The sequence below is a fragment of the Flavobacterium flavigenum genome (assembly GCF_027111255.2).
GTDB lineage: Bacteria > Bacteroidota > Bacteroidia > Flavobacteriales > Flavobacteriaceae > Flavobacterium > Flavobacterium flavigenum.
The window spans coordinates 4,339,818-4,364,389 of the sequence record NZ_CP114285.2; the positions used below are offsets into that span (position 1 = coordinate 4,339,818).

Sequence of the window (24,572 nt, forward strand, 5' to 3'; positions counted from 1 at the left end):
ATAAAGGTAGCTAACTTTGAAATTTATTTAATGAATAGAAACATAGTTTGGTTTGTGGATAAAGTATTAATCTGGCAATATAATTTTGGGTAGAAAAAAACTCAGCACTTTACAAGGTGTCATTGTTTTATAATTTCATAGCCGAATTCTTTTGATTTTGTTACTATATCATTATCAATCCATTTTGTTTTAATAAAATATTTTCCTTTATCTTCAATTAATATAAATTCAGGATTCATTTTTGCACCTAACTTATAACCATCTATATTTTTTAAATGATTTAATACTAATTCATTATTATTTTCTTTCGCAGTTAATAAATCTTTGAACCCTATTTGATAACCATCTCCAATAGCTGTAATGCTATCCTTTGAGATTTCAATATCTAAATTCCAACCTGCTTTTTCTCCTCCAATTTTCCCATAACTAAAATATGTTGAATATTTTCCAATCCATTTATTTGGAAGTTTTATTTTTTGAAGCTTGGCTTCTTTCTCTTGATTTTCCTTTGGCTTTTGTTGGCAAATTACAAGTTGTAAACAAAATAAAATAGCTGTGATTACGAGTGTTTTTTTCATATTTAAATTTATAATATAATACACCTGAGAGTTCAAATAAGAAAAATCATTTTAACATTAGCTTAAATTAGTACTTCCTATTTAGCAAATACCATTCAAAATCTATAAATCTTTTACTTTTTATGTAATATTGATTCTTTTCTTTCTTGATTAAGAAAGAACTTTCTTCTAAATCTGAAGTACAAGTACCTTCACCATTATATATTAATTTTGAAACTCCTTTGTTTTGGGTAATAGTGTAAGTTCCTTCACAGTATGCTTCTAACGAATCATTCGTTCCGATGCTTAAGATAGCTTGAGAGGTTTCAAAACTAAAATAAAAGGTAATTTCAATTGGTTCTCCTGTTTCAACGCTTGAAACTTTAGTTTTAATAAAATAATTTCCTTTTAAAACTACATCTTGATTGCTTTGTTTTATATTTGAATTACCTAAAACATTTGATTTCCAATTATTATATTCATTATTATTTTCATTAATTATATTGAGAGTAAGTATTTTCTTCCATGTCCCATTAGTCCATTTAAAGATACTTTGATCATGAGGATATTTTGGATAATATGGAATATCCATATTTGGATTATAGGTTAAATCTCTTTTATCTATTATAAGTACATAAATATCATATAGCTTTTTTAAATCATCAATATTTAATTTTCCGACTTTACTTTCTTCATTCTCAAAATCAATATTTTCGTTTAATCTATTTTTTGGAATAAGATAGACTTCAGCATTCCCTAATTTATTTGATGTTTTTGGATTATAAATACACCCATTGTCAGGCACAGTAAAATATCCATCCATATATGAATAATCTCCACATTTTAAAAGATTGTCAAGTGATTCTTTTGAATAATTGGTTTCGCTAATAACTTCTTTCTTTTCTTTTTTAGAAAGCTCCTGAGCATAAACTTCTTTCTTTTTACAACTAATTAAAAGAAGAAAAAAAATACTTAATAATTTAATTGATTTCATTTTTATAATTTTTTAGTGTAATTTTTTGGCCTAAAGTAACCTTTCCAACCAGCATGTTTAGATAAAGCTTTTCCTGATCTTTTATATATGGCTGTTCTGGAGCTTCCGGTTCCAGAATAACCACCATTATTTTTATTTGTTGTTTCATCGGCACTCCCCACATTACCTATTGCCTCTAATATAGTTACTAAATCGGTTTCTTCATCAAAACTATATACAATTCCTGTATGCCCTACACCATCGGATCTTCTCCAGACAAAAATATCTCCCTTGCTAGGTTTAAAATCATTAGAATCACTTCCTGTAATAAAGTCGATATTTTCTGAATCTATTGCTTTTCTAAAATCCTTTTGGTTAGTCATTACTCCTGTATTTATTTCCTTTACACTAGTTGTTATTCCTAGTTTAGCTAAATAAATTGAAACAGTTTCTGAACAATCTAAACCTTCTAAACCTTTTTCAGAAAGAGAATTTCTAACTCCAAGCTGACTATAAGGAATATTTTTATCTACTAAAGCTTTCATTTCATCTAAAACACCCATGTCATCACTACTGGTTTCTTCCTTGTTTTTATTTGCTCCACAACTGAACTCCTTTTCTTTCTTCAAAAGTCCTTCTGCGAAACTGATCCGGTATCTGCCTAATATTTCTGAGCGTTGAATTTTTTTATCATTATTATTTTCTTCATCCACACTTTTATTGGCCTCATAATTTCTATTACTAACTTTTTGTTTTTCTGTTTCTGGCTTTTCATGCTTTTCATATAAAATATAACTTTCTTTTTTAGCAATTCCTATTGGCGCAAAAACCTGTAAATAAATATCTTCAGGGGACAACAAATTTTTGTACCAATTATATAGCATGAAATATTTCTTAACATATTCGAGTTGATCTAAATCGGTCATTAATGCTAACTTTTTTTTAGTAAGACTCAGAGAATTTTCTTTGTTTAAAGCTTCTATAGCATCTTTTGTAAATTGTATGAGCCCAACCGCACCATTAAAGTTTTCATCAAGTTTATTTATTGCTTCTTTAGATAAACCTTCATATTTTTTTCTCTTTTTTCCTTTACTGTCAACATAACTAACTAATTCAATCTTAGAAGGAGAAAATGTTTCAGAGGTTTCAACTCTCATTACAGCCATTAATCCACTAGCCATTTGTTTATAGTTATTTGGCCATAAGCTTTTACTTATTTCCACAACTTTCTTTCTAAAATCACAACTTACTTTATTCCCCCAAATCAAGTCATATTCCTTACAGACACAATTAGCAGCACCTTTCTTCTCGTCCTTAGCATCAGGCACAAAAATCTTCATTACGCTATTTGTGAACTCCATAGGATCAGGCAAGAATATGGGCTTTATTTTAAAGGCTTCTTCGACCCAATCGTACTTTTTGCCAGTTACCGGAGATTGTATTTCTTTTTTGTCTTTTTTGGATTTACCTTTATTTTCGGCTGGAATTGTTTTTTGAGCTGTTTGTTTCTGTGGCTCCTTTTGGTAATCAGAATTTTTTACATTTAAATTGTTACTACTAACTTTTTCTTGTAGGAACATTTCTGCGGTTGCGTAATACTCATGGGTTTGCCCTTCATTAGCATTTCTTGCATTGGCTATTTTTTTGAAATCGGGCTTCAATATAAAATCAATATCGGCAATTCCGTTTTTTACGATACCAGGAAGTGTTTGCGCTTTGTTTTTTTCATTCAGCTTATCATGTCCTCCTCCGTCTGCATCATCTTCACAGAGTGTAACATATACTCTTTGCCAATCCATGTGCAGACAATGAACCCTTGCTTTAATGGTTTGCCCGTATGCTAAAGGTTCTGATGGTTTTTTACCGTTTTTGTCAAGTAATTCAACAGATTGAATTTTTGGGATTTCTGTAGGATGTGTTTTTATATCCAGTTGAGCTATTTGTTCACCACGTTTGGCTACAATACGAATTCCTTTTCGGGTTAGGCTTCTCTGTAAAAAAGTAAATGATACAGTGCTACCTTTTTTTTCATTTCCTTTTGCTTTTCTCCATTTACCAAGTTCCAAAACATAAACTTCCCATGTAACAGGATATTCAAAATTGTTGAGAGTGTTTGAAGGAATCTGGTCTAGATAAAATCCAATTTTAGGGAGTAGTGTATTGACTGAGTAAAATTCTTCTTTTCCAACCTCAGGAGTAGGATTTCCGGTTATTTTAAAATCTGACATTTATATCGTGTTTGAGGCAATAATTAGAATAAGATTTTTCTTTAATTACTTGGCGAATATAAATATTAAATTCATCAAAACAATCATAATAAAAATAAATTTCTTACAAATTTTGATTTGTAGCCCAGGATGGAAGCGGTATCCTTTTTCTGGCTTTTTTAGCCCCGATAGCGCGGATTTGCAATCCGTGCCCATAACAATTGAACATAAGAAAAGCCAAAAAATATACTTTGCGTGCACGGATTACAAATCCGCGCTATCGTTGTATCAATCAGGACAAAAAGGAATAGTAACATTTGATTTGAACAATATTTTTCTTAAATTAGAGAAACCATTAAATTCAAAAACATGAATACATCAAAAATAATAGGAATAATTCTGATCGTTATTAGTCTCGCTGTCGGGTATGTAGGGATTAACAAAATAGCCGATAATACAAAAGAAATTAATTTATTGGGGCTGAAAATCGATGCATCGAACGAATCCGGTAAGGAACAGGGATATCTTTATTTAGGGCTGGCTGTTATTTTACTTGCGGGTGGAGTTTATACGGTTAAGAAATGAAATTAAAGTGCAGGTAGGAGTAGTGTTTAATAATCAATTTCAACCAAATCTTCTCATGAAACCCAACCGCCATAGCCCAGATGGAAGCGGCATCCTTTTGTGGCGGGGTTCGCCACAAAAGATATAGCGGACAGCTGGATTAGCTTCTGAAAACCCTTAAAATGATAGGGTTTCATTAGTGCGAAAACCCAAACGAAATACTCAATATAATAATGCCGATTACGATGGTGGTAATAGCAACATAGAGATAATCTTTTTCCAATAAAAAAGAAAATAACGACAGCAATACCCGAAATACAGGCGTGAGAAACAAAAGTATGATTCCGGAGAAGATGATCGAGTCGCCTTTTGCCTGAATTAAACCTTGATATATAGTGGCGATTACTTCGAAAATATTTTTGTCATTTTCTTTAAATACGGAGTAGTCTTCGATTTCCTGACCGTGGTGGAGTAAATAAACAAGGCCTCCAACGGCGGCTACAGACAATGCCGTCCAAACGCCATAGCGTAACAAATTGCCAATAATGTTCTGAAAATCTTTTTCCTGTGATGTATTGGGTGTCATGTTTTTAGATTTTTCCGTTAATGCCATTGTAAATCATGTTTATTGCCAGTACAAAAATGAGGCAGGCGAAGAAAATTCGCAGTTTTTTCGGGTTGGTTCTGACCAGGATTTTGGCTCCCGCCATGGCTCCGAACAAAACCCCAATTACAACGGGCATACAAATTCCGGGTTCGATATAGCCTTTCTGAATGTAAATTACAGAACTCGCCATTGCAGTAACGCCCATCATAAAATTACTGGTGGTGGTAGAAACCTTAAACGGAATCCGCATGATGTTGTCCATTGCAATTACTTTAAACGCTCCGGACCCGATTCCTAACAATCCTGACATCATTCCGGCGATACCCATCATGCTGAATCCTCCAATGACATTTTTGGTTCCGTATGATACAACTTCTCCGTCATGGGTTGGGTAAGTGCCGTTCAGATGTAGTTTTTTGGCCAGCGGACTGGATTCTAAAACGATGTGTTCTTCTTTTTTTCGCAGGGAATTAACAGCGGAAAAGATAAGTGTGAGTCCGAATAAAACGGCTATAAAAGACGTCGGTGCTATGGTGGAAAGCATTGCTCCGCCAACGGCTCCGAGTGTGGTGGCGATTTCGAGAAATATCCCGAGACGCATATTGGTAATGCCTTCTTTTACATAAGCCGCCGCAGACCCTGATGAAGTAGCAATTACAGAAACCAATGCCGTACCAATGGCATAATGAATATCGACTCCGAGAAGAACTGTGAGTAGTGGTATAATGATAATTCCGCCGCCTAAACCGGATAAGGAGCCTACGAAACCGGCTAAAAAAGCTCCTAAAAGCATAATCAGCGTAAATGTTAATACTGTCATTGCTGTGTTTTTATCTGGGGGCTAATTTACGAAGACATATTGGCTATTAAGGCTTAAAAAGAACTTAAAAATTACCAGGTCCATATAAGTTTCTTATGAAAATAAGCGCCTTAGCCCAGATGGGAACGGTATCCTTTTGTGGTCTCGTTTTTTTCTAATGAGACCACAAAAGATATAGTGGACAGCTGGAATAGCTCCTGAAAAAAACAATTGCAATTTCAAAATTCATTTCAATACAATATAGGATCATAAAAAAACCGTCTCAAATAGCACTTTGAGACGGTTTTTTTATGATAAAACAGAATTGTTTTTTAAAATTTATAGGTTATACCTACTCTAAAGTTTCTTGGTGGTTCGGTTTGCCAGTAATAGACTCCATTACTAACCCATTGGTAGAATGAACCGCTATACAAATATTCATCTAAGATATTAAATACATTAGCCGTTATCTTGAATTTGTTTGTTTCATATGACAATCCTCCATCTAATTTAAAGTAATCAGGTAATCTTTCTAATCCTTCGCTCCAGGTATCCGTTTGGCGTCCTGCAAGATAGGTTCCTCCAATAGATGCACCAAAACCTTTTAATATTCCGACAGGGACAGTATAGTTTAACCATGCATTTGCTACGTGTTTAGAATATCCCGGAACTATATCTCCTTCATTAAAAGTGCTGACATTAGCTTTGGTTACTTTTGATTCCGTAAAGGCATAATTAGCAATTAAGTTTAAACCATCAACTACTTTACCTCTTAAGTCAACTTCAAAACCTTGAGCTGTTTTTTCTCCTAATGTTGTGCTGTAAACAACTGTAGATCCAGCGGGTTGAACAGGGTCTGTAGTCAATTCATTTTGTTTAATGATGCTATATGCAGAAAGTGTGGTACTCCAAGTACCGTTAAACCAGTCTTTTTTAATACCGATCTCACGGTTTGTACCGGTAAGTGGTTTTATAGTTTCTGTAGGTCTCACTCTTCCTGACTGAGGTGTGAATGCCTGATCATATACTCCGTAAACAGCCAAAGAAGGTGTTACTGACCAGCTTAATCCTATACGAGGTGTAATGTGGCTATCTGCAGCCGGATCACTATAACTACTGGTTTGTTTAATCCAGGTGTAACGGCCTGCGAGTGTTAATCTTAATTTATTTTCAAAGAAACCTAATTCATCCTGAACATATCCGGCAGCATATTGCGAACCATATATCCCTCCGGCTCTCTGGCTTAAAGGTGTACTTTCATCAAAATTTGGCATTCCGTTCGCAGGTGTTCCATAATCAGGATTTAAAACATTAAAAGGATCTTCTAAAGTATCTAATGCGTGAGTTTGCCCCCAATCGGCCATATAATCTTTTCTTCCTAAATCCATACCTCCCAAAACTTTATGACTTACAGGACCTGTATTGAATTTTCCATTCAGGAAAATCTGACCTAAAAACATATCGCTTTCTGCATCCCAAATACTCACACTTCTGATAATTTCTCCCTGAGACAAAACTTCTGTATCTAAAACATCATCATCGTCAGTATCAATACTTACTGGTCCAACAGCACCTGGCCATGAACTGTAACCATCCATTATATATTTAAAATAAGAAGTCTGAGCTGTTAATTTCCAGTTATCATCAAATTTATGTTCAAACATTAAAAAACCACTGTGGTCATTAATTTTTGTATCAGGCAAACCTGGCTGAGTCATCGTAAAATCAACAGGTGTAGTGGCATAGCCTTCATTTGCTGAACTAAAAACATAATATGAACCTACTTCGCTGGTATTAGCAAACTGTCCGTTATATTCTAATGTCACCTTTGTTTTATCACTCAACTGATAAGAAAAAACCGGAGCTATTACGTAGCGGTCATTATGCTCATAAGGTCTGTGAGATCCCTTTTTTTGAAAAGCACCATTAAAACGGTAAAGGAATTTTCCGGCTTTATCAAATTTTCCGTCTAAGTCAATACTGGCACGATAAAAATCAAAACTTCCTGCTAAAACGCTAGCCTCACCTTTAGTAATTCCGGTTGGTTTTTTTGTTACCACATTGTACAGACCACTTGGGTCACCGCTTGAAAGCATGAAACCTGCCGGTCCTTTTACGAATTCAATGTGGTCAACAAAACTCATGTCTTCTGTAAGTGGTCCCCAGAAAGAAGATACTACGTTGAAGCCATTTCTGAATGCCTGAATTTGTGATCCGCGCATGGAGATATTAGTATACATATCGCCCCAGTGCTCTAAACGAACAGCACCACTCACGTTACGAATAACTCCATCGCTCATACTGGTAATTTGCTGATCTTTTAATGTTTGAGAACTCACAATCTGGATATTCTGAGGGATTTCTAATACCGGAGTCTGAAGGCGTAAAGATAAAGACGGTTTGTCCTGTTTGTATTTGTTTTTTGTAATAATAACTTCATCAAGATCTTCCTGACTTTCAGAAAGTGCAAAGTTTTTAGTAGTAGTCTGTTTTGCTATTACCTCAATTTTTTCTTCTACCGATTTAATTCCTACTGAATTAATACTAATAGTGTAGCTTCCCGGTTTAACATTTTTGATTTCATACTGTCCATTAGCATTTGTAACAGCAGTGTACTTCGTTCCTTTAAGTTTTATTGAAATATTCTCAGCAGGAAGATTTCCGCTTAAAGATACTTTTCCGCTTACTTTTCCAAGCTCCTGACTTAACATGTTAAGCGAACTTAAAAACAGTAAACAAAACAACAGTTTTTTGATGGTATTTATATTCATCGTTGGTAAGGGTTAATTTTTTATGAGGCAAAAGTAGTGGCAAATACCCTTTTATCCAAATTATTTTTAATTATTCTAAATAAATTTAGTGTTTTTAAGATTGATTCAAATACATTTTTTCTGCTAACAATTAGTAATAAGTATAAAAAATACACTTATAGAAAGGCTTAATGCCAAAATACAGTACAAGTTCGCAGTATTATGGCGTAAACATTGAAAAATTAGAGGCTAATTTTCTTAATTTAGAATAAAAACAAAGGAAATAAGAGTATTTTTGTAACCGAAAAAACACATCCGTTTTAGGTTATAAAATTCAAATCAGAATGTCAATAATTAAGGAGTTAGAACAATTGTCTGCATCATTAGAAGGAACACTTTTATATGATGATCTTCATAAAACACTTTATTCAACCGATGCGTCGGTGTACCGGATTAAACCCAATGCGGTGGCTATCCCGAAAACGACCGAAGATATTGTTAAACTAATAAAGTTTGCAGCCAATCATAAAATGTCGGTTACACCGAGAACTGCGGGAACTTCTCTGGCAGGCCAGGCAGTAGGAGAAGGATTGGTAATTGATGTCTCGAAAAATTTTACTAAAATTATTTCGTTTGATGCCGAAAAGAAAACCGTAACCGTTCAGCCCGGTGTCATTCGCGATGAGCTGAATTTATTTCTAAAACCTCACGGAGTATTTTTTGCACCAATTACATCAACCTCAAACCGCGCAATGATTGGCGGAATGGTGGGAAATAATTCATCCGGGACGACTTCAATTCGATATGGAGTTACACGTGATAAAATTGCAGAAGTAAAAGCAATTTTGAGCGACGGTTCAGAAGTGGTTTTTACAGATCTGACTTCGGCTGAATTTATCGAAAAGACCAAATGCGATACTTTAGAAAATAAAATATACAAAACGATTTACGATGAGCTTTCGATAAAAGAAGCGCAGGAAGAAATTGTAAAAGAATTTCCAAAGCCTGAAATTCACCGTAGAAATACCGGTTATGCCGTTGATATTCTGCTGAAATCGGAATTATTTGGCGGAACAGAACCAACAATCAATCTAGGAAAACTGCTTTGTGGAAGCGAAGGAACTTTGGCTTTTACAACCGAAGTAACACTAAAAGTAGATGATCTTCCGCCTGCTCACAGTATAATGGTTGTTGGACATTATCATACGATTCAGGAATCGTTAGAGTCGGTTGTGGTGGCGATGAAACATCATTTGTATACTTGTGAAATGATTGATGATACCATTTTAGATTGTACTAAAACGAATCGGGAACACGTAAAAAACAGGTTCTTTTTGCAGGGTGAACCTAAAGCAATTATGATGTTTGAGGTTGCTGCGCATACTTTGGAAGAGGCCGAAAAACAAGCCGATGCTTTAATTGCCGATTTAGAAAAAAACAATTTTGGTTATGCCAATGTAAAGATTTACGGTGCTGATATTGACAAAGCCAACGAACTCAGAAAAGCCGGTCTTGGACTTTTAGGAAGTATTGTTGGCGATAATAAAGCAGCTGACTCTATTGAAGATACGGCGGTTGAATTGAGCGATTTGCCGGCTTATATTGCAGAGTTTTCAGCAATGATGTTAAGTCACGGTCAGGAAGCGATTTATTATGCTCATGCGGGTGCGGGAGAATTACACCTTCGTCCGGTTTTGAATCTGAAGAAAACTGAAGATCTAAAACTATTTAGAACCATTGCAACCGAAGTGGCGCATTTGGTAAAAAAATACAGAGGTTCGCTGAGTGGTGAACATGGGGACGGAATTGTGCGTGGTGAGTTTATTCCGTTTATGATTGGTGAGAAAAATTACGAATTACTGAAAAGAATCAAACTGGCATTCGATCCAAATTCGGTTTTGAATATCGGGAAAATTGTCAATGCCGGAAAAATGGACGAAAATCATCGTGTAGTTTCGGGCAGAGATGAACCGGACATCAAAACATTTCAGGATTTCTCAGACAGTTTGGGGATTTTACGCGCGGCCGAAAAGTGTAACGGTTCCGGTGACTGCCGAAAACTGCCGTCAGCTGGAGGAGCGATGTGTCCGAGTTATCGTGCAACCAAAAATGAAAAGGAAACAACACGTGCCAGAGCCAATGCGTTACGGGAATATTTAACCTATTCTGAAAAAGAAAATAAATTCGATCAAAAAGAATTATACGAAGTTTTTGAGTTGTGCGTAAGCTGTAAAGCCTGCGCCAGCGAATGTCCGAGTAATGTGGATGTAGCGACTTTAAAAGCCGAATTTTTATACCAATATCAAAAAGCAAACGGGTTCTCAACCCGAAATAAAATTTTTGCCAACAACGCCAAACTGAACAAGATGGGAAGTAAATTCCCGGCAATTACGAATTTTATTTCGAATCAGTCCTTCGTTAAAAAATCAATGGGAATTGCATCTGAAAGACAAGTTCCGTTACTGGCAAAAAAGACTTTTAGAAAATGGTTCCAAAATCATAAGCCTTCAACTACAGATTTTCCGAACGGAAGATTGTATTTGTTCGTAGATGAATTCACGAATTATTATGATGTGAATATCGGAATCGATGCTTTCGAATTATTGACAAAATTAGGGTATCAGGTTTTGGTTATTGATCACGAAGAAAGCGGAAGAGCGTATCTTTCGAAAGGTTTTTTGGAAGAAGCCAGGAAAATTGCCAATCATAATATAAACCTTTTTAAAGATCTGGTTTTAGGAAATGCACCTTTGGTTGGAATAGAACCTTCGGCAATTTTGACTTTCAGGGATGAATACCTCCGTTTGGCAGACAATAAAGAAGAAGCGGAGAAACTTTCACATAATACATTTACAATTGAAGAATTCTTTAAAAAAGAAATCATCGACGGAAAAATCACCCCTGATTCTTTTTCAGAAGAAACCAAAGAAATTAAAATCCACGGTCATTGCCATCAAAAATCATTGAGTTCTGTTGAGGCGACATTTGCCATGCTGAATCTGCCTAAAAATAATACGGTTACGATTTACAATTCGGGCTGCTGCGGAATGGCAGGCTCTTTTGGTTATGAAAAGGAACATTATAATGTGAGTATGCAGATGGGAGAAGATACACTTTTCCCAAAAGTTCGTAATACAGCCGAAAATGTAAAAATCGCTGCTGCAGGAACAAGCTGCCGTCATCAGATTTATGATGGAACGAAGAGAGAGGCTCAGCATCCGGTTTCAATTTTAAGAAGTTGTTTAAAATAACGAAGGTTTTAATTTATGTATATAAAATTTTGTTTTAGCATCATTCTATTCACAACACTTTTAGCGAAAGCACAAAATAGAGTAGATTGTTCAAAATGTTCATTGGAACTCATTGATGAAACTAAACTGGAAAATGAAGATTTGAATGCTTTAAAATTACTAAAAAACGAGATTTACGCCCGAAAGGGTTATGTATTTTCAAATCCTGAATATGCTGATTATTTCAAAAAATATAGTTGGTATAAGCCTGTATATGATAATAAAAGTATTGTTTATTCGGATATTGAAAAAAGGAATGTTGCAATCCTGTCGCAAAAAATCAATGAAATTTCGCAGTTTATTTCGACTGAAAATAATAGTAAATACAAAATTATTTCAGAAGAAAAGATAAATGAAATTTTTCCAAAAGAAAAAAGAAAAGAATTAGGTATAAATTTTAATATCTGGAAAGTTTACGATTATAAGGATAAAGCGGGACAGTATTATTTAGTTTTAACAGAAAACAAATTTAAAGAGCCAGTTGGTGGAAATGTTTTTAATAATTCGGTCAAAGCATTAAATTTTAAAATACAGGACAATGGTTTGATTAAAACTTTTGAAACAAATGATGCCAAAGATAAGGAAGAAGAAAGTGTATGGTTTTGGACAAGATATATCTATGTCGAAGATTTTGATAATGACGGCATCATAGAGCCAACGATCATTTATGGCACCAGCGGTTATAATGGTTATAGTGATGGAAGAATCAAAATCCTATTGTATTATAAGGGTAAAAAAATTGGAGTGCGAATTCAAAATGGCGTTTTAGATGATGAAAGAAATCTTAAGATAGACGCCGATTTTTATGCTCTGCCAAAGAAAATACAGGATAAAATTGTGGAGCAAATGGAGTTAATGGTCGAAAATAACCACTCTATTTTGCCGTATGGATGGCAAAAAAAGATGGCAAAAAAAATGACTTTTATTGAAGAATAATTTCATAAAAAAATCTTTCAATCTTCGTGAGAAAAAAATAGTGCCCCAGATTAAAAAGATTAAATAATCTGTGTAAATCTATTTAATCTGGGGCAAAAAATTATAAAACTATTTTCTTCCCGGTTTCAGCAGCTTTGTAAATTGCATTGATAATTTTAATGTCTTTCAGTCCTTCCTCACCTGTAATATGGTCAGGAAGCTTTTTGTTTGCGAGCAACACTTTAGAAATTTCATCCAATTGTTTTTGCTGTTGTTTGATTGGAGGAAATTTAAGAGGCCCTTTTGATGTCTTTCCCTCATAAGGTCCGTAACTGAGACCAGGACTTAATTCGAAAGAGCCATAATCAGCAGATGCGTAGGTTCTGTCAATATTATAACCACAAGAAGTAGTGCCATTAGCCATTGCGCCACTCGGAAATACCATTTGCCAGGAAATGCTTTCTTCTGTTTCTGAAAATCGGTTTTTATCGTTTATTGTACCAAACTGTGCAGTAACCGAAATCGGTTCTTCCCCTAAAATATACCGGCTGGCCTGTATGCAGTAAATTCCCAGATCCATTAAAGGACCGCCACCTGATAATTTTTTATTTAGTCTCCAGTTCGACGGACTATTTATATCTACCGGTTTTTTGGCAATGGTGTCATATGTTTTGTATCCCAGGGATGATTCGATGTATCGTACCTGTCCAAAAACTTTCTCTTGTCCTAATCTTTTAATTTCTAAATGAGTTGGTTCGTAATGCAAGCGGTACCCAATAGCTAACTGCACCTTATTATCATTGCAGGCTTTGATCATTTCTTCGCATTCTTTGACGTCAATTGCCATTGGTTTTTCAGTTATAACATGCTTTCCTGCTTTTGCTGAACGAATAACGAAATCTTTATGCATGCTGTTCGGCAGGATAACGTAAACCATGTCGATATCTTTATTTTTTATGATGTCATCGAAATTTTCATAATTATAGATATTCTTGTCGGGAATATTGTATTTCTCTTTCCATTTAATTGCTTTTGAAGGGGTTCCGGTCACTATTCCTGCAAGATTGCAATACTCAGATCCCTGCATAGATTCGGCTACAATATTGGCATAAATGCCCAAGCCACAAAGGGCAAGATTTATTTTTCTTCCATTATAAGGAATATGTTCTGGTTCGGCTGCAGATAAAAAAGAAGGAATACTTGTCGCAATAACTGAAGCACCAACACCAATTCCGAATTTGTTTACAAATGAACGTCTGGATATTTTTTCCATAAATTTTGTCTTTATACGATATTAAATTATAATTTTAGTAGTTTCAAAAAATGAATATTTATATTTCTTGTGAATGATTTTTTGAATATAATTATCTTCAAATTAAACGATTATAATTTTATTGTCCTAAAAAAGCGACATATTTATTGGTGAAAATAATTAAGAAAATTTGTGCAATTCTGCACGAAAAATAAGTCAGATAAACAAAATCGTTTTATATATTTGATTTCAGGATAATTTTTGCATTATTTGCAAAATAAAAGCCCAAAGTCTGAAATTTATCAATTTAAAACCAGAATCACATATGGCGTTGTCAGGTTTATTCCGCAAAAAAACAGTACAGGATATTTTAAACCAGGTTGCAAAGAATGAAGCAGATGGTCATAATGCATTAGGGAAGCATTTAACTGCAAGGGATTTAACTGCTTTTGGAATTGCAGCTATTATTGGTGCAGGAATTTTTAGTACCATCGGAAAAGCAAGTGCAGATGGGGGGCCTGCTGTTATTTTTCTGTTTTTATTTACCGCATTAGCGTGTAGTTTTGCCGCTTTTGCTTACGCCGAATTTGCTTCAATGGTTCCGGTTTCCGGAAGTGCTTATACCTATTCTTATGTTGCTTTTGGCGAATTAATTGCGTGGATTATAGGTTGGGCCTTAATTATGGAATACGCCGTAGGAAATATAACGGTTGCCATATCCTGGAGTGATTATTTTACAGGATTACTGCAAAGTCGCGGAGTTAATTTGCCACAGTGGATTCAGATGGATTATTTAACCGCTTCAAACGGTTTTAAAGATGCAATGGCCCTGATGCAGGGAGGAAAAACTTTCGAAAATTTAGATGCAGGATTACAGGCGGCTTATATGGCCTGGACTACCGCACCAACAATTGGTTCTTTTCATTTTGTAGCTGATTTGCCGGCTTTGTTTATTATCGTACTAATTACCGCTTTGGTGTATCGCGGAATGAAAGAATCACGTAACGCCAGTAACTTAATGGTTGTAGTGAAACTTTGTATCGTACTTTTAGTAATTGCTGTTGGAGTTTTTTATGTGGATACAACCAATTGGAATCCGTTTGCGCCAAATGGTGTAAGTGGGGTTTTAAAAGGAGTTTCTGCTGTTTTCTTTGCTTACATAGGTTTTGATGCGATTTCAACCACCGCAGAGGAATGTAAAAATCCACAGCGTGATTTACCACGCGGGATGATGTGGGCAATTATTATCTGTACCATCTTATACATTGCCATTGCCTTGGTTTTAACCGGAATGGTCAAATACAACGAATTAAATGTCGGCGACCCGTTAGCATTTGTTTTTGAAAAATTAGACTTAAAATGGATGTCTGGCATTATTGCAGTAAGTGCTGTCATTGCAATGGCAAGTGTTTTACTGGTTTTTCAGATGGGGCAGCCTCGTATCTGGATGAGTATGAGCCGTGACGGATTATTGCCAAAGAAATTTTCTACAGTGCATCCAAAATTCAAAACACCTTCTTTTGCTACCATTGTAACAGGTTTTGTAGTGGCTGTTCCGGCTTTATTTTTAAACCTGACAATGGTAACCGATCTATGCAGTATCGGGACTTTGTTTGCCTTTGTACTGGTTTGTGCAGGCGTTTTGGTGTTGCAGAATAAACCTGAAATTCCAAGGGGAAAATTCAAAACACCTTATGTAAATTCTAAATACATTTTGCCGGTTTTAATGATTGCTGGATTGTACTATGCTTTTGCTTTCAATACTAAAGCAACAATGGCTTTTATTAATAATGAAGCACAGATTTACGATGCAACTTCTATAGTAACTTCTTTGGATAAAGAAGAGTCGGTTAAAGTTTTCGATTATTTAAAAGGGATAGACGTTAATAATAAAACGGCGAAAACTTCAGATTTAGAACATTTATTGGGGCAATATCAGGACGATGAAGTAAAATATACCGAAGTTGTAAAAGAACTGCCGATCAGGCATTCTCTTAAATACGAATCAGGTTTCAGCTTATTCAAGCATAAAATTCCAATGTGGATTTTCCTTATCGTATTAGTTGGATTAGCCGTTTGGGCATTTAGAAAAAATTTATCTTTGATTCCGCTTTTAGGACTTATATGCTGTCTTTATATGATGGCGGAGTTAAGTGTGTGGAACTGGATTTACTTTACCATCTGGTTATTAATCGGGCTTTTAATTTATTTTACTTATAGCCGAAAAAATAGTAAACTCAATACTCAGGTTGTGAGTTAGAAGTAAAAAGGTATATGTGAAAAACCGTTTTGAAATATTCAAAACGGTTTTTGCATTTTTATTCTTTTGTGTAAATATTCTTATGTTTTAAAACTGCTTTTCCCTAAGTTTGTTTTTAGTAAAATTTTAAATTTAATTTTTAATAAATGGGTTTTCTTGATAAACTATTGGGCAAAAAAGAGGCTTCAATACAATATGATAATGATTTTTGGAACTGGTTTCTAAAATATGAAAAACAGTTTTTTAAAGCTGTAAAAAATGGAGATAATATACACAAAGATTTTTTCGATAAACTGGCTCCAAGGCTGGATGAAATTCATGATGGAATTTACTTTCTTACCGGAATGTTTGACGACCAGACTGCTGAATTAGTTCTGACACCTGATGGTGTAATCAAGAATATTTATGTTATTGAAGAACTTATAAATAATGCGCCAAAGATTGAGGGCTGGAGATTTTCTGCCCTTAAACCCGCATCAGATATAAAAGATGTAAGTATTAATTATGAAGGTTTTAAAATCAACAAAGACAATTTAAAGTTTTATCCAAATATTCATGAAGGTTATCCTGATGAAATAGACTTAACTATCATTTATGATGGCTTTATTGAAGAAAAAAAAGGAGAATTAATAAATGGAGTATACATTTTCCTCGACAATTATTTAGGAGAACTGCATTCGGTTACTTTAATTGATAATATGAAAGTTGTCGGATCAGAAGGTGTTTCAGAAGAATTAATTCCGATTGAAAAATTAAAAGATTATTTAATTTGGAGAGAAAAAGAATTTGTTGAGAAATATGAAGGAACCAGGCACAATACTGAAAATGATAATTATTCAGGTTTTGAGTCTAATATAAAAGATGGAGGAATTGTTATAGCTTTGATGAATACAGACCTTTTAAATTGGGATCAAAAAGCATCTCATCCTTGGATGTTCATTATTACCATTCCTTTTGATGGAAGTAGTAATAACAACGGAATGCCTGATAATGAAACTTATCAGTTATTAAATGTAATTGAAGATCAAATCATGTTAGACCTAAAAGATTTGGAAGGCTATTTAAATGTAGGCAGAGAAACATTAGCAAACAAAAGAGAAATCTTTTTTGCTTGTAAGGATTTCAGAAAACCTACAAAAGTGGCAGATGAATTAATTAAAAGATATAACAGCGTTTTTGAAATAACCTACGAAATCTACAAAGACAAATATTGGCAAACCTTTAAACACTATAAGCCGAGACTAGATTAAGGAAAGAATTTTACGATTGTTTTAGTTTCACATATTCCGGGTTTAAATTTATAATTTTAAGAATCAAATTTATCCGATTTTATAAAATCCAAATTCATTAATCAAAAATCAAAAAAGAATCACTTTCTTTTCGAAAATTAAATAAATCATAACAAAAAACCTGAAGCTTTAAACTTTAAACAAAACTTTATTCCTTAATTTTGTAGCACTAAAAATAAAAAACAGAAAAACTATGAGTTCATTTGACGTAGTCATTATAGGTTCAGGTCCTGGCGGATATGTATCAGCAATTCGTTGCGCACAATTAGGTTTCAAAACTGCTATTGTAGAAAAGTATAACTCTTTAGGCGGAACTTGCCTTAACGTAGGTTGTATACCTTCAAAAGCATTATTATCATCTTCTCATCATTATGCAGAAATTGCTCATTTTGCAGATCACGGAATCGAAGTTTCTGGTGATGTAAAAATCAATTTAGAGAAAATGATTGCTCGTAAACAAGCCGTTGTAGATCAAACCGTAGGCGGAATCAACTACTTAATGGATAAAAATAAAATCTCTGTTTTCAATGGTTTAGGTTCTTTCGTAGATGCAACTCACATCGCTGTTGCAAAAGCAGACGGAACTTCAGAAACTATTGAAGCAAAATATACTGTAATTGCTACAGGATCAAAACCATCTTCTTTGCCATTCATCAAAATTGACAAAGAAAGAATCATTACTTCTACTGAAGCTTTGGCTTTAAAAGAAGTTCCAAAACACTTAGTAATTATCGGTGGAGGAGTTATCGGAATCGAGCTTGGACAAGTTTACCTGCGTTTAGGAGCTCAGGTTTCTGTAGTAGAATTTATGGACAGAATCATTCCGGGAATGGACGGTTCATTGTCTAAAGAATTAACAAAAGTGTTGAAAAAACAAGGAATGAAATTCTACGTTTCTCACAAAGTAAAATCAGTTGAAAGAAATGGTGATGCTGTTGTAGTTCAGGCTGAAAATGCAAAAGGAGAAACTATCACTCTTGAAGGAGATTATTCATTAGTTTCTGTTGGTCGTCGTCCTTATACAGACGGATTAAACGCTGACAAAGCCGGAGTTAAAATTTCAGACAGAGGACAAGTTGAAGTAAACGATCATTTACAGACAAGTGTTCAAAATATCTACGCAATTGGAGATGTTGTTCGTGGAGCAATGTTAGCGCACAAAGCGGAGGAAGAAGGAGTGATGGTTGCTGAAATTTTAGCAGGTCAAAAACCACATATCGATTACAACTTAATTCCTGGTGTAGTCTATACCTGGCCAGAAGTTGCTGCAGTTGGACAAACTGAAGAGCAATTGAAAGCAGCTGGAGTAAAATACAAATCAGGAAGTTTCCCATTCAAAGCTTTAGGACGTGCAAGAGCAAGTGCAGACTTAGACGGATTTGTGAAAATCTTAGCTGATGAAAAAACAGACGAAGTTTTAGGAGTTCACATGATCGGAGCGCGTACAGCAGACTTAATTGCTGAAGCGGTTACAGCAATGGAATTCAAAGCTTCTGCTGAAGATATTTCAAGAATGAGTCATGCACACCCAACTTTCGCGGAAGCAGTAAAAGAAGCAGCATTGGCAGCTACTGAAAACAGAGCTTTACACGTATAATTTTTTACGTAAAATATATTTCAAAACCGTCAGAATTTTATTTTGACGGTTTTTTCTTTTGCAATATGTAATAAGCATAAAAAATTCTGTAAAATGATTTTCTTTTTTAGATGTTATCTTTAATTAATTTTAAAAGTCAACATCATGAAAAATAAATATATAGCTCCAGTTTTACTTGGAGTAGGAATCGCTTTTTTGCTTTATTCCTGTGGCTCAACTATTCCGGAAAAAGCAACTGCTGTCAATAATTTTGATAAAGCTAAATACCTTGGAAAATGGTATGAAATTGCCAGACTGGATTTTAAATATGAAAAGGGTTTAAATAATGTAACTGCCGAATATTCCCTAAACGATAACGGAACGATAAAAGTAGATAACAAAGGGTATGAGGTTGAAAAAAATAAGTGGAAACAAAGTATTGGAAAAGCTAAATTCGTCGAAAAAGAAAATATAGGGATGCTGAAAGTTTCCTTTTTTGGCCCTTTTTACTCCGGATATAATGTAATTGCGGTTGATGAGGATTATAAATATGCTTTGGTCGCCGGAGAAAGTTTAAAATACATGTGGATACTTTCGAGAGAAACTACAATTCCTGAAAACATTAAAACGGCTTATTTGAAAAAAGCACAGGAAATTGGATATAAAACTTCTGCTCTTGTTTGGGTAAAACACGACAAAGCAAATTAAAAAATAAACCCGACAGATTTTGAAGTCTGTCGGGTTTTGTATTTTAAAATGTGAATTAAATCATGGAGTGAAAACACTTTTATAATTGTCCCAGTATCTATAAATCAAAAATAAGTTCCCTAAGAATAACAAACCTGCAATGGGCAAGCCTTCCGGTGCAAGAAAATAATTGATAAACAGAATATTTACTGTTATTGGTAAAATCAAAATATTGGCTAATGTTACAAAACGTCCTGTGACGAAAGCGATTCCGCAAAGTAATTCAATAGATTTTGCCAGAGGCAGTAAGTAAGTTGATGCAACAAGACCTACATTAAAAGCTTTAAAATTTCCGGTTACTTCTGGTTCAGGTGCCAGCTTAAAGAAAAAGCTGATGGAAGCGAAAAGTAGCAAAAGGCCGATTAAAACGCGAACAATAATGGTAGCAATTTTCATAATACTTAGGATTTTTTAAGGTTAAAAAATATAATTAAGCTATTGGAAAAGATACAAACCGAAAGTCTCAAATTAGAATTCACAAACTATTTTGTGGTCTTTTTTAAGAATTTTACAATTAAACGCGTCTAATTTTGAGATTGGTTTAATTCTGTATCAAATATAACGAATTTTTTCTTATGAAAATGCTAATTTATTGTGTGATTATTGGGTCTTGATGTACTTCTTATAAAGGAAAAATCCACCAATGCTTATTAAGATAAATGGCCAAAGATTAATAAAGAAAATCAAGATAGCCTGCAAGATGTACCAACCGCTTTTTAAAGCATCAATAATCTGAATACCTAAATTAGGTTTATAGGCAGCGCTGTCTTTTTCACTTGCAATAGTTTCTTGTCTGATGGTTTCATTCTGATAAAGCTGTAGAGTGATAGTACTGAAATTAATCTGATCCTGTAACGATAAATTATCTATAGTGCGATTATCGTTTGATTCTTTTTGGTTTGCTAAAGTATTTTCGGCCTCCATAATGTCATTGATTTTTTTGCCCTTTTCATCAATCGCTTTTTCTACTCTTTTTTCGTTATGGACACTTCTTTTTTGAGATAGCTGATTTGCTAATAATTTTAATGAAACATCATCGGCCTTGATTACCCTGAAATCAAGAAAATCAATTTGTTTAGCGATGGTCTTTATTACTGTATCGAGCTGTGTATTCGGAACGCGGATGGTAATGTTGTTTTCTACGGTATATTTAGTCGTTTCAAGGGTGCTGTCCTGGCTGATTTTGGTTCTAATCTGATTCTGAATAGTGCTTTGTAAATTGGTATAGGTAACAAATCCTCCGAATTTCTGGGTGGCATTTTCAATTGCATAAGTGGACCTGACAACGTTTTTAACCTTAAATTTGATATCTGCAGTTCGAATGAATTTCTGCTTGCTGTCTTTTTTCTCGACTGCTGCCGATGATGAAATAGCTGTGCTGGATAAAACAGCTGTGCTATCGGTAGTTGCGTAATCTGATGTTTCTTCACCTGTGGCATCTGCTTTTTTGCAGGAAAATAATATTGCCGTGATTACGAAGGTGGTCAAACCTAATTTTGCAATTGTTTTCATAAATTTTTTAAATGTTGATTAATAAATAAATTTTGTATAAAGGATATGTAATGTTTTAATCAAATAGCAGGAAAATTTTTAATAATGAATATTAATTCGATATACTAAAAAGTGTGCCAATATTTTTTTAAGATTACTTTATTGAAGGAATTTTTTTGTCGTAATTTTGAAGTCTAAATCAATTCATTTTTGAGAGTTTCCATTCACAAGCACATTCCGGATCCGGAGCAGTTCAAACAACAACTTTTAAGTTGGTCACAACAATTTCGAGAGGTTGTTTTTTTGGATAGTAATTCCTATCCTCAAGAATATTCTAGTTTCGATTGTTTGATGGCTGTTGATGCTTTTACATCGTTAAAAACCGATTTTCATAATGCTTTTGAAGATTTAAAACAGTACCAGCAAACTACAAAAGACTGGCTTTTTGGTTACTTGTCTTATGATCTTAAAAATGATATTGAGTATTTAAAATCATCCAATTTTGACGGATTGAATTTCCCGGATTTATTTTTCTTTCAGCCAAAAAAGATTTTTTTACTAAAAGGAAATCAGCTTGAAATCAGTTACTTATTGTTGTGTGACGATGAGGTTGAAGAAGATTTTGAAGAAATTATTCAGAGTAAAAGCTATTCTTTTGAAACGTTGGATAAAGTCGATTTGGAGCAACGAATTTCAAAAGAATCGTATCTTCAAAAAGTAACAAAAATGCTGGGACACATTCATGCAGGTGATATGTACGAAGCTAATTTTTGTATGGAATTTTTTGCTGAAGATGCGATTATCAATCCACTGGAAAAATTTCAAAAACTGAATGAGATTTCAAAAGCTCCTTTTTCGGTTTTCTTTAAGAACAATAAACAATTTCTGCTTTCAGCTTCTCCGGAACGTTATCTAAAAAAAACGGGAGATACCATTATTTCTCAGCCCATAAAAGGAACTTCAAAACGATTTTCAGATGTGAATAAGGATGAAGAATCCAAACAAAATCTTGAAAACGATGCAAAAGAACGTGCTGAGAATATCATGATTACTGATTTGGTTCGAAATGACTTATCGCATACGGCACAAAAAGGTTCGGTAGAAGTTACGGAACTTTGTAAAATTTATTCCTTCTTGCAGGTACATCAAATGATTTCTACGGTAACTTCAAAATTAGATCCTCAATATTCTTCTGTAGATGTTTTGAAAACGACCTTTCCAATGGGTAGTATGACGGGAGCTCCAAAAATTTCGGTCATGAAAATTATTGAAAACCTGGAAGAAACCAAACGAGGTTTGTATAGTGGGGCAGTAGGTTATTTTACTCCTGAAGGCGATTTTGATTTTAATGTTGTAATTAGAAGTATTTTATATAATCAGGAAAATAAATATGTTTCGTTCTCCGTTGGAAGTGCTATTACAGCTCAGTCTGTACCGGAAAAAGAATACGAAGAATGCTTGTTGAAGGCAAAAGCCATGTCTGAAGTTTTAAAATCTTCGGGTATTTGAAAATAACAACTTGAAAGTGTCTGTTTATGCAATTAATCTTAAGAACATACAATCTAAAACTAAAACACACTTTTAGAATTTCAAGGAAATCAATCGATTTTCAGCCTTCGCTAATCGTAGAATTGCAGGATAGTGGATTTTCAGGATATGGTGAAGCTACTTCGAATCCGTATTATAATATTACTGTGGAAATTCTGCAGGATGATATTGAAAAAATCCGTAAAATTATAGAAGAATCGTCTGGTGAGACTCCGGAAGAATTCTGGCTAAAAATAAATCCGTTTTTAAAAGACAATCCTTTTGCTTTATGTGCTTTGGATAATGCTTATAATGATTTGTATACGCGAAAAAAAGGTAAAAAGCTTTATGAGTTATGGAATTATGATATTTCCCATAATCCAAAGACTAATTATACCATCGGAATTGATAGCATTGAAAACATGATTGTTAAAATGAAGGGATTTCCATGGCCGATTTACAAAATAAAGTTAGGAACTCCTGAAGATATTGCTATTGTAACTGAATTACGAAAACATACTGATGCTATTTTTAGGGTAGATGCGAATTGCGCCTGGACTGTTGAAGAAACCTTATCAAATGCTGTTATTTTAAAAGATTTGGGTGTTGAATTTATAGAGCAGCCTCTTAAAGCAGATAATTGGGAAGGGCATAAGAAAGTTTTTGAAAATGCTGTTTTGCCTATTATAGCTGATGAAAGTTGTATAGCTGAAGGAGATATTGCTAAATGTCATAATCACTTTCATGGAGTCAATATAAAATTAATGAAATGTGGAGGAATAACTCCGGGAAGAAGGATGATTACCGAAGCTAAAAAACTAGGTTTAAAAACAATGGTAGGCTGTATGACAGAATCTACAGTTGGTATTTCGGCTATTGCACATTTATTGCCCGAATTGGATTATGTTGATATGGACGGCTCATTATTATTAGCAGAAGATATTGCGAGTGGTGTGACGATAAAGAATGGTAAGACATATTATCCGGACCGAACAGGAACAGGTGTGATTTTATTCTAATATTTCTTTTTAAAATAGTGTAACTTTGCAAAATAAAACTGAGGAAAAAAAATAAAACTTAAACCTCAAACTTGAAACAAAAAAAATGACAAACAACGATATCTTAAAAAAACTTCGCGTGGCTTTAATGCTCCGTGATGATCAAATAGTTGAAATTTTAGAATTGGTAGATTTTAGAATTTCAAAATCAGAATTAGGCGCTTTTTTCAGAGCTGAAGATCATCCTAATTATACGGAATGCGGCGATCAGGTTTTGCGTAACTTTTTAAACGGACTGGTTATTCATTTGAGAGGAACGAAAGAAAATCCAAAGAATCCAAATGATGTTTTGGCGAAGCATAAAGCTGAAATTCCGAAGAAAGAAAATTTAAAAGACAGACCTGAGTTTAAAGCAAGTCCAAAAGATTCAGAAAGAGGAAGAGGGGATCAGGCTCCTTCTAAATCTGGAACTGCTAAAAAACCTAAAAAGAAAGAATTTCCAAAAGGTAATGGAAAACCATCTGTCGTAGAAAAAGTAGTTTACAAAAACGGTAAGAATAAGAAATAATCACGATGTTGATTTTATTAATCCCTTCGAATATTCGAAGGGATTTTTTTTATACAATCGAAAAATTGTAGAGACGCACAGCAGTGCGTCTGACGTCTCGGGAAACAACATTCTGTTAGATGCACTGCTGTGCATCTCTACGATATGCATGATGTAAAAGCAAAAAAAATCCATTCCGCAAGGAATGGATTTCTATATAAAT

General features: G+C 34.2%; 19 protein-coding genes. 10 read left to right on the plus strand and 9 right to left on the minus strand.

What is annotated here, in order from left to right:
- Positions 1-119: 119 nt before the first annotated feature.
- The 3 genes from OZP09_RS17995 to OZP09_RS18005 all read right to left on the minus strand — a co-directional run bounded on the left by OZP09_RS17995 (position 120) and on the right by OZP09_RS18005 (position 3,758).
- Positions 120-578, minus strand: coding sequence for a hypothetical protein (locus OZP09_RS17995; protein WP_269235054.1), 459 nt, complete (start codon positions 576-578; stop codon positions 120-122).
- Positions 579-645: 67 nt separating this feature from the next.
- The gene (locus OZP09_RS18000) at positions 646-1,551 is read right to left on the minus strand and encodes a hypothetical protein (RefSeq protein ID WP_281309763.1); all 906 of its coding nucleotides are present in this window, start codon (positions 1,549-1,551) and stop codon (positions 646-648) included.
- A 2-nt stretch (positions 1,552-1,553) separates the two neighbouring features.
- Positions 1,554-3,758, minus strand: a complete 2,205-nt coding sequence (locus OZP09_RS18005; protein WP_281309764.1) for a CHAP domain-containing protein — start codon at positions 3,756-3,758, stop codon at positions 1,554-1,556.
- A 348-nt stretch (positions 3,759-4,106) separates the two neighbouring features.
- On the opposite strand from OZP09_RS18005, the gene OZP09_RS18010 reads away from it, so the two are divergent.
- Complete coding sequence (locus OZP09_RS18010; RefSeq protein ID WP_269235059.1) at positions 4,107-4,322, plus strand: hypothetical protein; 216 nt, start codon at positions 4,107-4,109, stop codon at positions 4,320-4,322.
- A gap of 175 nt (positions 4,323-4,497) precedes the next feature.
- Here OZP09_RS18010 and OZP09_RS18015 read toward each other — a convergent pair whose 3' ends face one another.
- From OZP09_RS18015 to OZP09_RS18025, 3 genes are all read right to left on the minus strand, one after another.
- Complete coding sequence (locus tag OZP09_RS18015) at positions 4,498-4,914, minus strand: DUF1634 domain-containing protein (RefSeq protein WP_269235060.1); 417 nt, start codon at positions 4,912-4,914, stop codon at positions 4,498-4,500.
- Positions 4,892-5,728, minus strand: coding sequence for a sulfite exporter TauE/SafE family protein (locus OZP09_RS18020; RefSeq protein ID WP_269235061.1), 837 nt, complete (start codon positions 5,726-5,728; stop codon positions 4,892-4,894). The genes OZP09_RS18015 and OZP09_RS18020 overlap by 23 nt, the downstream gene beginning before the upstream one ends.
- 311 nt (positions 5,729-6,039) lie before the next feature.
- Positions 6,040-8,478: a TonB-dependent receptor gene (locus tag OZP09_RS18025; protein ID WP_281309765.1), complete on the minus strand. Its 2,439-nt coding sequence runs from the start codon at positions 8,476-8,478 to the stop codon at positions 6,040-6,042.
- A 323-nt stretch (positions 8,479-8,801) separates the two neighbouring features.
- Between OZP09_RS18025 and OZP09_RS18030 the strand changes: the two genes are divergently transcribed.
- Positions 8,802-11,708, plus strand: coding sequence for an FAD-binding and (Fe-S)-binding domain-containing protein (locus OZP09_RS18030; RefSeq protein WP_269235064.1), 2,907 nt, complete (start codon positions 8,802-8,804; stop codon positions 11,706-11,708).
- A 21-nt stretch (positions 11,709-11,729) separates the two neighbouring features.
- Positions 11,730-12,683, plus strand: a complete 954-nt coding sequence (locus tag OZP09_RS18035) for a YARHG domain-containing protein (RefSeq protein WP_432419456.1) — start codon at positions 11,730-11,732, stop codon at positions 12,681-12,683.
- 100 nt (positions 12,684-12,783) lie between these two features.
- Here OZP09_RS18035 and OZP09_RS18040 read toward each other — a convergent pair whose 3' ends face one another.
- Positions 12,784-13,935 carry a Gfo/Idh/MocA family protein gene (locus OZP09_RS18040; RefSeq protein ID WP_269235066.1) on the minus strand — a complete coding sequence of 384 codons (1,152 nt, stop codon included), beginning with the start codon at positions 13,933-13,935 and terminating at the stop codon, positions 12,784-12,786.
- A gap of 304 nt (positions 13,936-14,239) precedes the next feature.
- On the opposite strand from OZP09_RS18040, the gene OZP09_RS18045 reads away from it, so the two are divergent.
- From OZP09_RS18045 to OZP09_RS18060, 4 genes are all read left to right on the plus strand, one after another.
- Positions 14,240-16,174, plus strand: coding sequence for an amino acid permease (locus OZP09_RS18045; protein WP_269235067.1), 1,935 nt, complete (start codon positions 14,240-14,242; stop codon positions 16,172-16,174).
- Between the two features lie 146 nt (positions 16,175-16,320).
- Positions 16,321-17,424 carry a DUF695 domain-containing protein gene (locus OZP09_RS18050; RefSeq protein ID WP_281309767.1) on the plus strand — a complete coding sequence of 368 codons (1,104 nt, stop codon included), beginning with the start codon at positions 16,321-16,323 and terminating at the stop codon, positions 17,422-17,424.
- Positions 17,425-17,656: 232 nt separating this feature from the next.
- A complete protein-coding gene (lpdA, locus tag OZP09_RS18055; RefSeq protein ID WP_269235070.1) occupies positions 17,657-19,060 on the plus strand; it encodes a dihydrolipoyl dehydrogenase in 1,404 nt (467 codons plus the stop codon).
- Positions 19,061-19,204: 144 nt separating this feature from the next.
- On the plus strand, positions 19,205-19,747 hold the full coding sequence (locus tag OZP09_RS18060; RefSeq protein WP_269235071.1) for a lipocalin family protein: 543 nt from the start codon (positions 19,205-19,207) through the stop codon (positions 19,745-19,747).
- A gap of 60 nt (positions 19,748-19,807) precedes the next feature.
- Here OZP09_RS18060 and OZP09_RS18065 read toward each other — a convergent pair whose 3' ends face one another.
- On the minus strand, positions 19,808-20,182 hold the full coding sequence (locus tag OZP09_RS18065; protein ID WP_163395983.1) for a DoxX family membrane protein: 375 nt from the start codon (positions 20,180-20,182) through the stop codon (positions 19,808-19,810).
- A 204-nt stretch (positions 20,183-20,386) separates the two neighbouring features.
- A complete protein-coding gene (locus tag OZP09_RS18070; RefSeq protein WP_269235072.1) occupies positions 20,387-21,298 on the minus strand; it encodes a DUF4349 domain-containing protein in 912 nt (303 codons plus the stop codon).
- A 189-nt stretch (positions 21,299-21,487) separates the two neighbouring features.
- On the opposite strand from OZP09_RS18070, the gene OZP09_RS18075 reads away from it, so the two are divergent.
- The 3 genes from OZP09_RS18075 to OZP09_RS18085 all read left to right on the plus strand — a co-directional run bounded on the left by OZP09_RS18075 (position 21,488) and on the right by OZP09_RS18085 (position 24,370).
- The gene (locus tag OZP09_RS18075; RefSeq protein WP_269235073.1) at positions 21,488-22,786 is read left to right on the plus strand and encodes an anthranilate synthase component I family protein; all 1,299 of its coding nucleotides are present in this window, start codon (positions 21,488-21,490) and stop codon (positions 22,784-22,786) included.
- A gap of 26 nt (positions 22,787-22,812) precedes the next feature.
- Positions 22,813-23,823 (plus strand): dipeptide epimerase, encoded by a 1,011-nt coding sequence (locus OZP09_RS18080; RefSeq protein ID WP_269235074.1) that lies wholly within the window; start codon positions 22,813-22,815, stop codon positions 23,821-23,823.
- An 85-nt stretch (positions 23,824-23,908) separates the two neighbouring features.
- Positions 23,909-24,370: a DUF1456 family protein gene (locus OZP09_RS18085; protein ID WP_269235075.1), complete on the plus strand. Its 462-nt coding sequence runs from the start codon at positions 23,909-23,911 to the stop codon at positions 24,368-24,370.
- The last annotated feature ends 202 nt before the right edge of the window (positions 24,371-24,572 follow it).

Coding starts and splice junctions, on each gene's coding strand:
- lpdA (WP_269235070.1), top strand. CDS start 17,657: ATGAGTTCATTTGACGTAGTCATTATAGGTTCAGGTCCTGGCGGATAT.
- OZP09_RS18070 (WP_269235072.1), bottom strand. CDS start 21,298: ATGAAAACAATTGCAAAATTAGGTTTGACCACCTTCGTAATCACGGCA.
- OZP09_RS18080 (WP_269235074.1), top strand. CDS start 22,813: ATGCAATTAATCTTAAGAACATACAATCTAAAACTAAAACACACTTTT.
- OZP09_RS18040 (WP_269235066.1), bottom strand. CDS start 13,935: ATGGAAAAAATATCCAGACGTTCATTTGTAAACAAATTCGGAATTGGT.
- OZP09_RS18085 (WP_269235075.1), top strand. CDS start 23,909: ATGACAAACAACGATATCTTAAAAAAACTTCGCGTGGCTTTAATGCTC.
- OZP09_RS18065 (WP_163395983.1), bottom strand. CDS start 20,182: ATGAAAATTGCTACCATTATTGTTCGCGTTTTAATCGGCCTTTTGCTA.
- OZP09_RS18020 (WP_269235061.1), bottom strand. CDS start 5,728: ATGACAGTATTAACATTTACGCTGATTATGCTTTTAGGAGCTTTTTTA.
- OZP09_RS18000 (WP_281309763.1), bottom strand. CDS start 1,551: ATGAAATCAATTAAATTATTAAGTATTTTTTTTCTTCTTTTAATTAGT.
- OZP09_RS18050 (WP_281309767.1), top strand. CDS start 16,321: ATGGGTTTTCTTGATAAACTATTGGGCAAAAAAGAGGCTTCAATACAA.
- OZP09_RS18015 (WP_269235060.1), bottom strand. CDS start 4,914: ATGGCATTAACGGAAAAATCTAAAAACATGACACCCAATACATCACAG.
- OZP09_RS17995 (WP_269235054.1), bottom strand. CDS start 578: ATGAAAAAAACACTCGTAATCACAGCTATTTTATTTTGTTTACAACTT.
- OZP09_RS18045 (WP_269235067.1), top strand. CDS start 14,240: ATGGCGTTGTCAGGTTTATTCCGCAAAAAAACAGTACAGGATATTTTA.
- OZP09_RS18060 (WP_269235071.1), top strand. CDS start 19,205: ATGAAAAATAAATATATAGCTCCAGTTTTACTTGGAGTAGGAATCGCT.
- OZP09_RS18005 (WP_281309764.1), bottom strand. CDS start 3,758: ATGTCAGATTTTAAAATAACCGGAAATCCTACTCCTGAGGTTGGAAAA.
- OZP09_RS18025 (WP_281309765.1), bottom strand. CDS start 8,478: ATGAATATAAATACCATCAAAAAACTGTTGTTTTGTTTACTGTTTTTA.
- OZP09_RS18030 (WP_269235064.1), top strand. CDS start 8,802: ATGTCAATAATTAAGGAGTTAGAACAATTGTCTGCATCATTAGAAGGA.
- OZP09_RS18010 (WP_269235059.1), top strand. CDS start 4,107: ATGAATACATCAAAAATAATAGGAATAATTCTGATCGTTATTAGTCTC.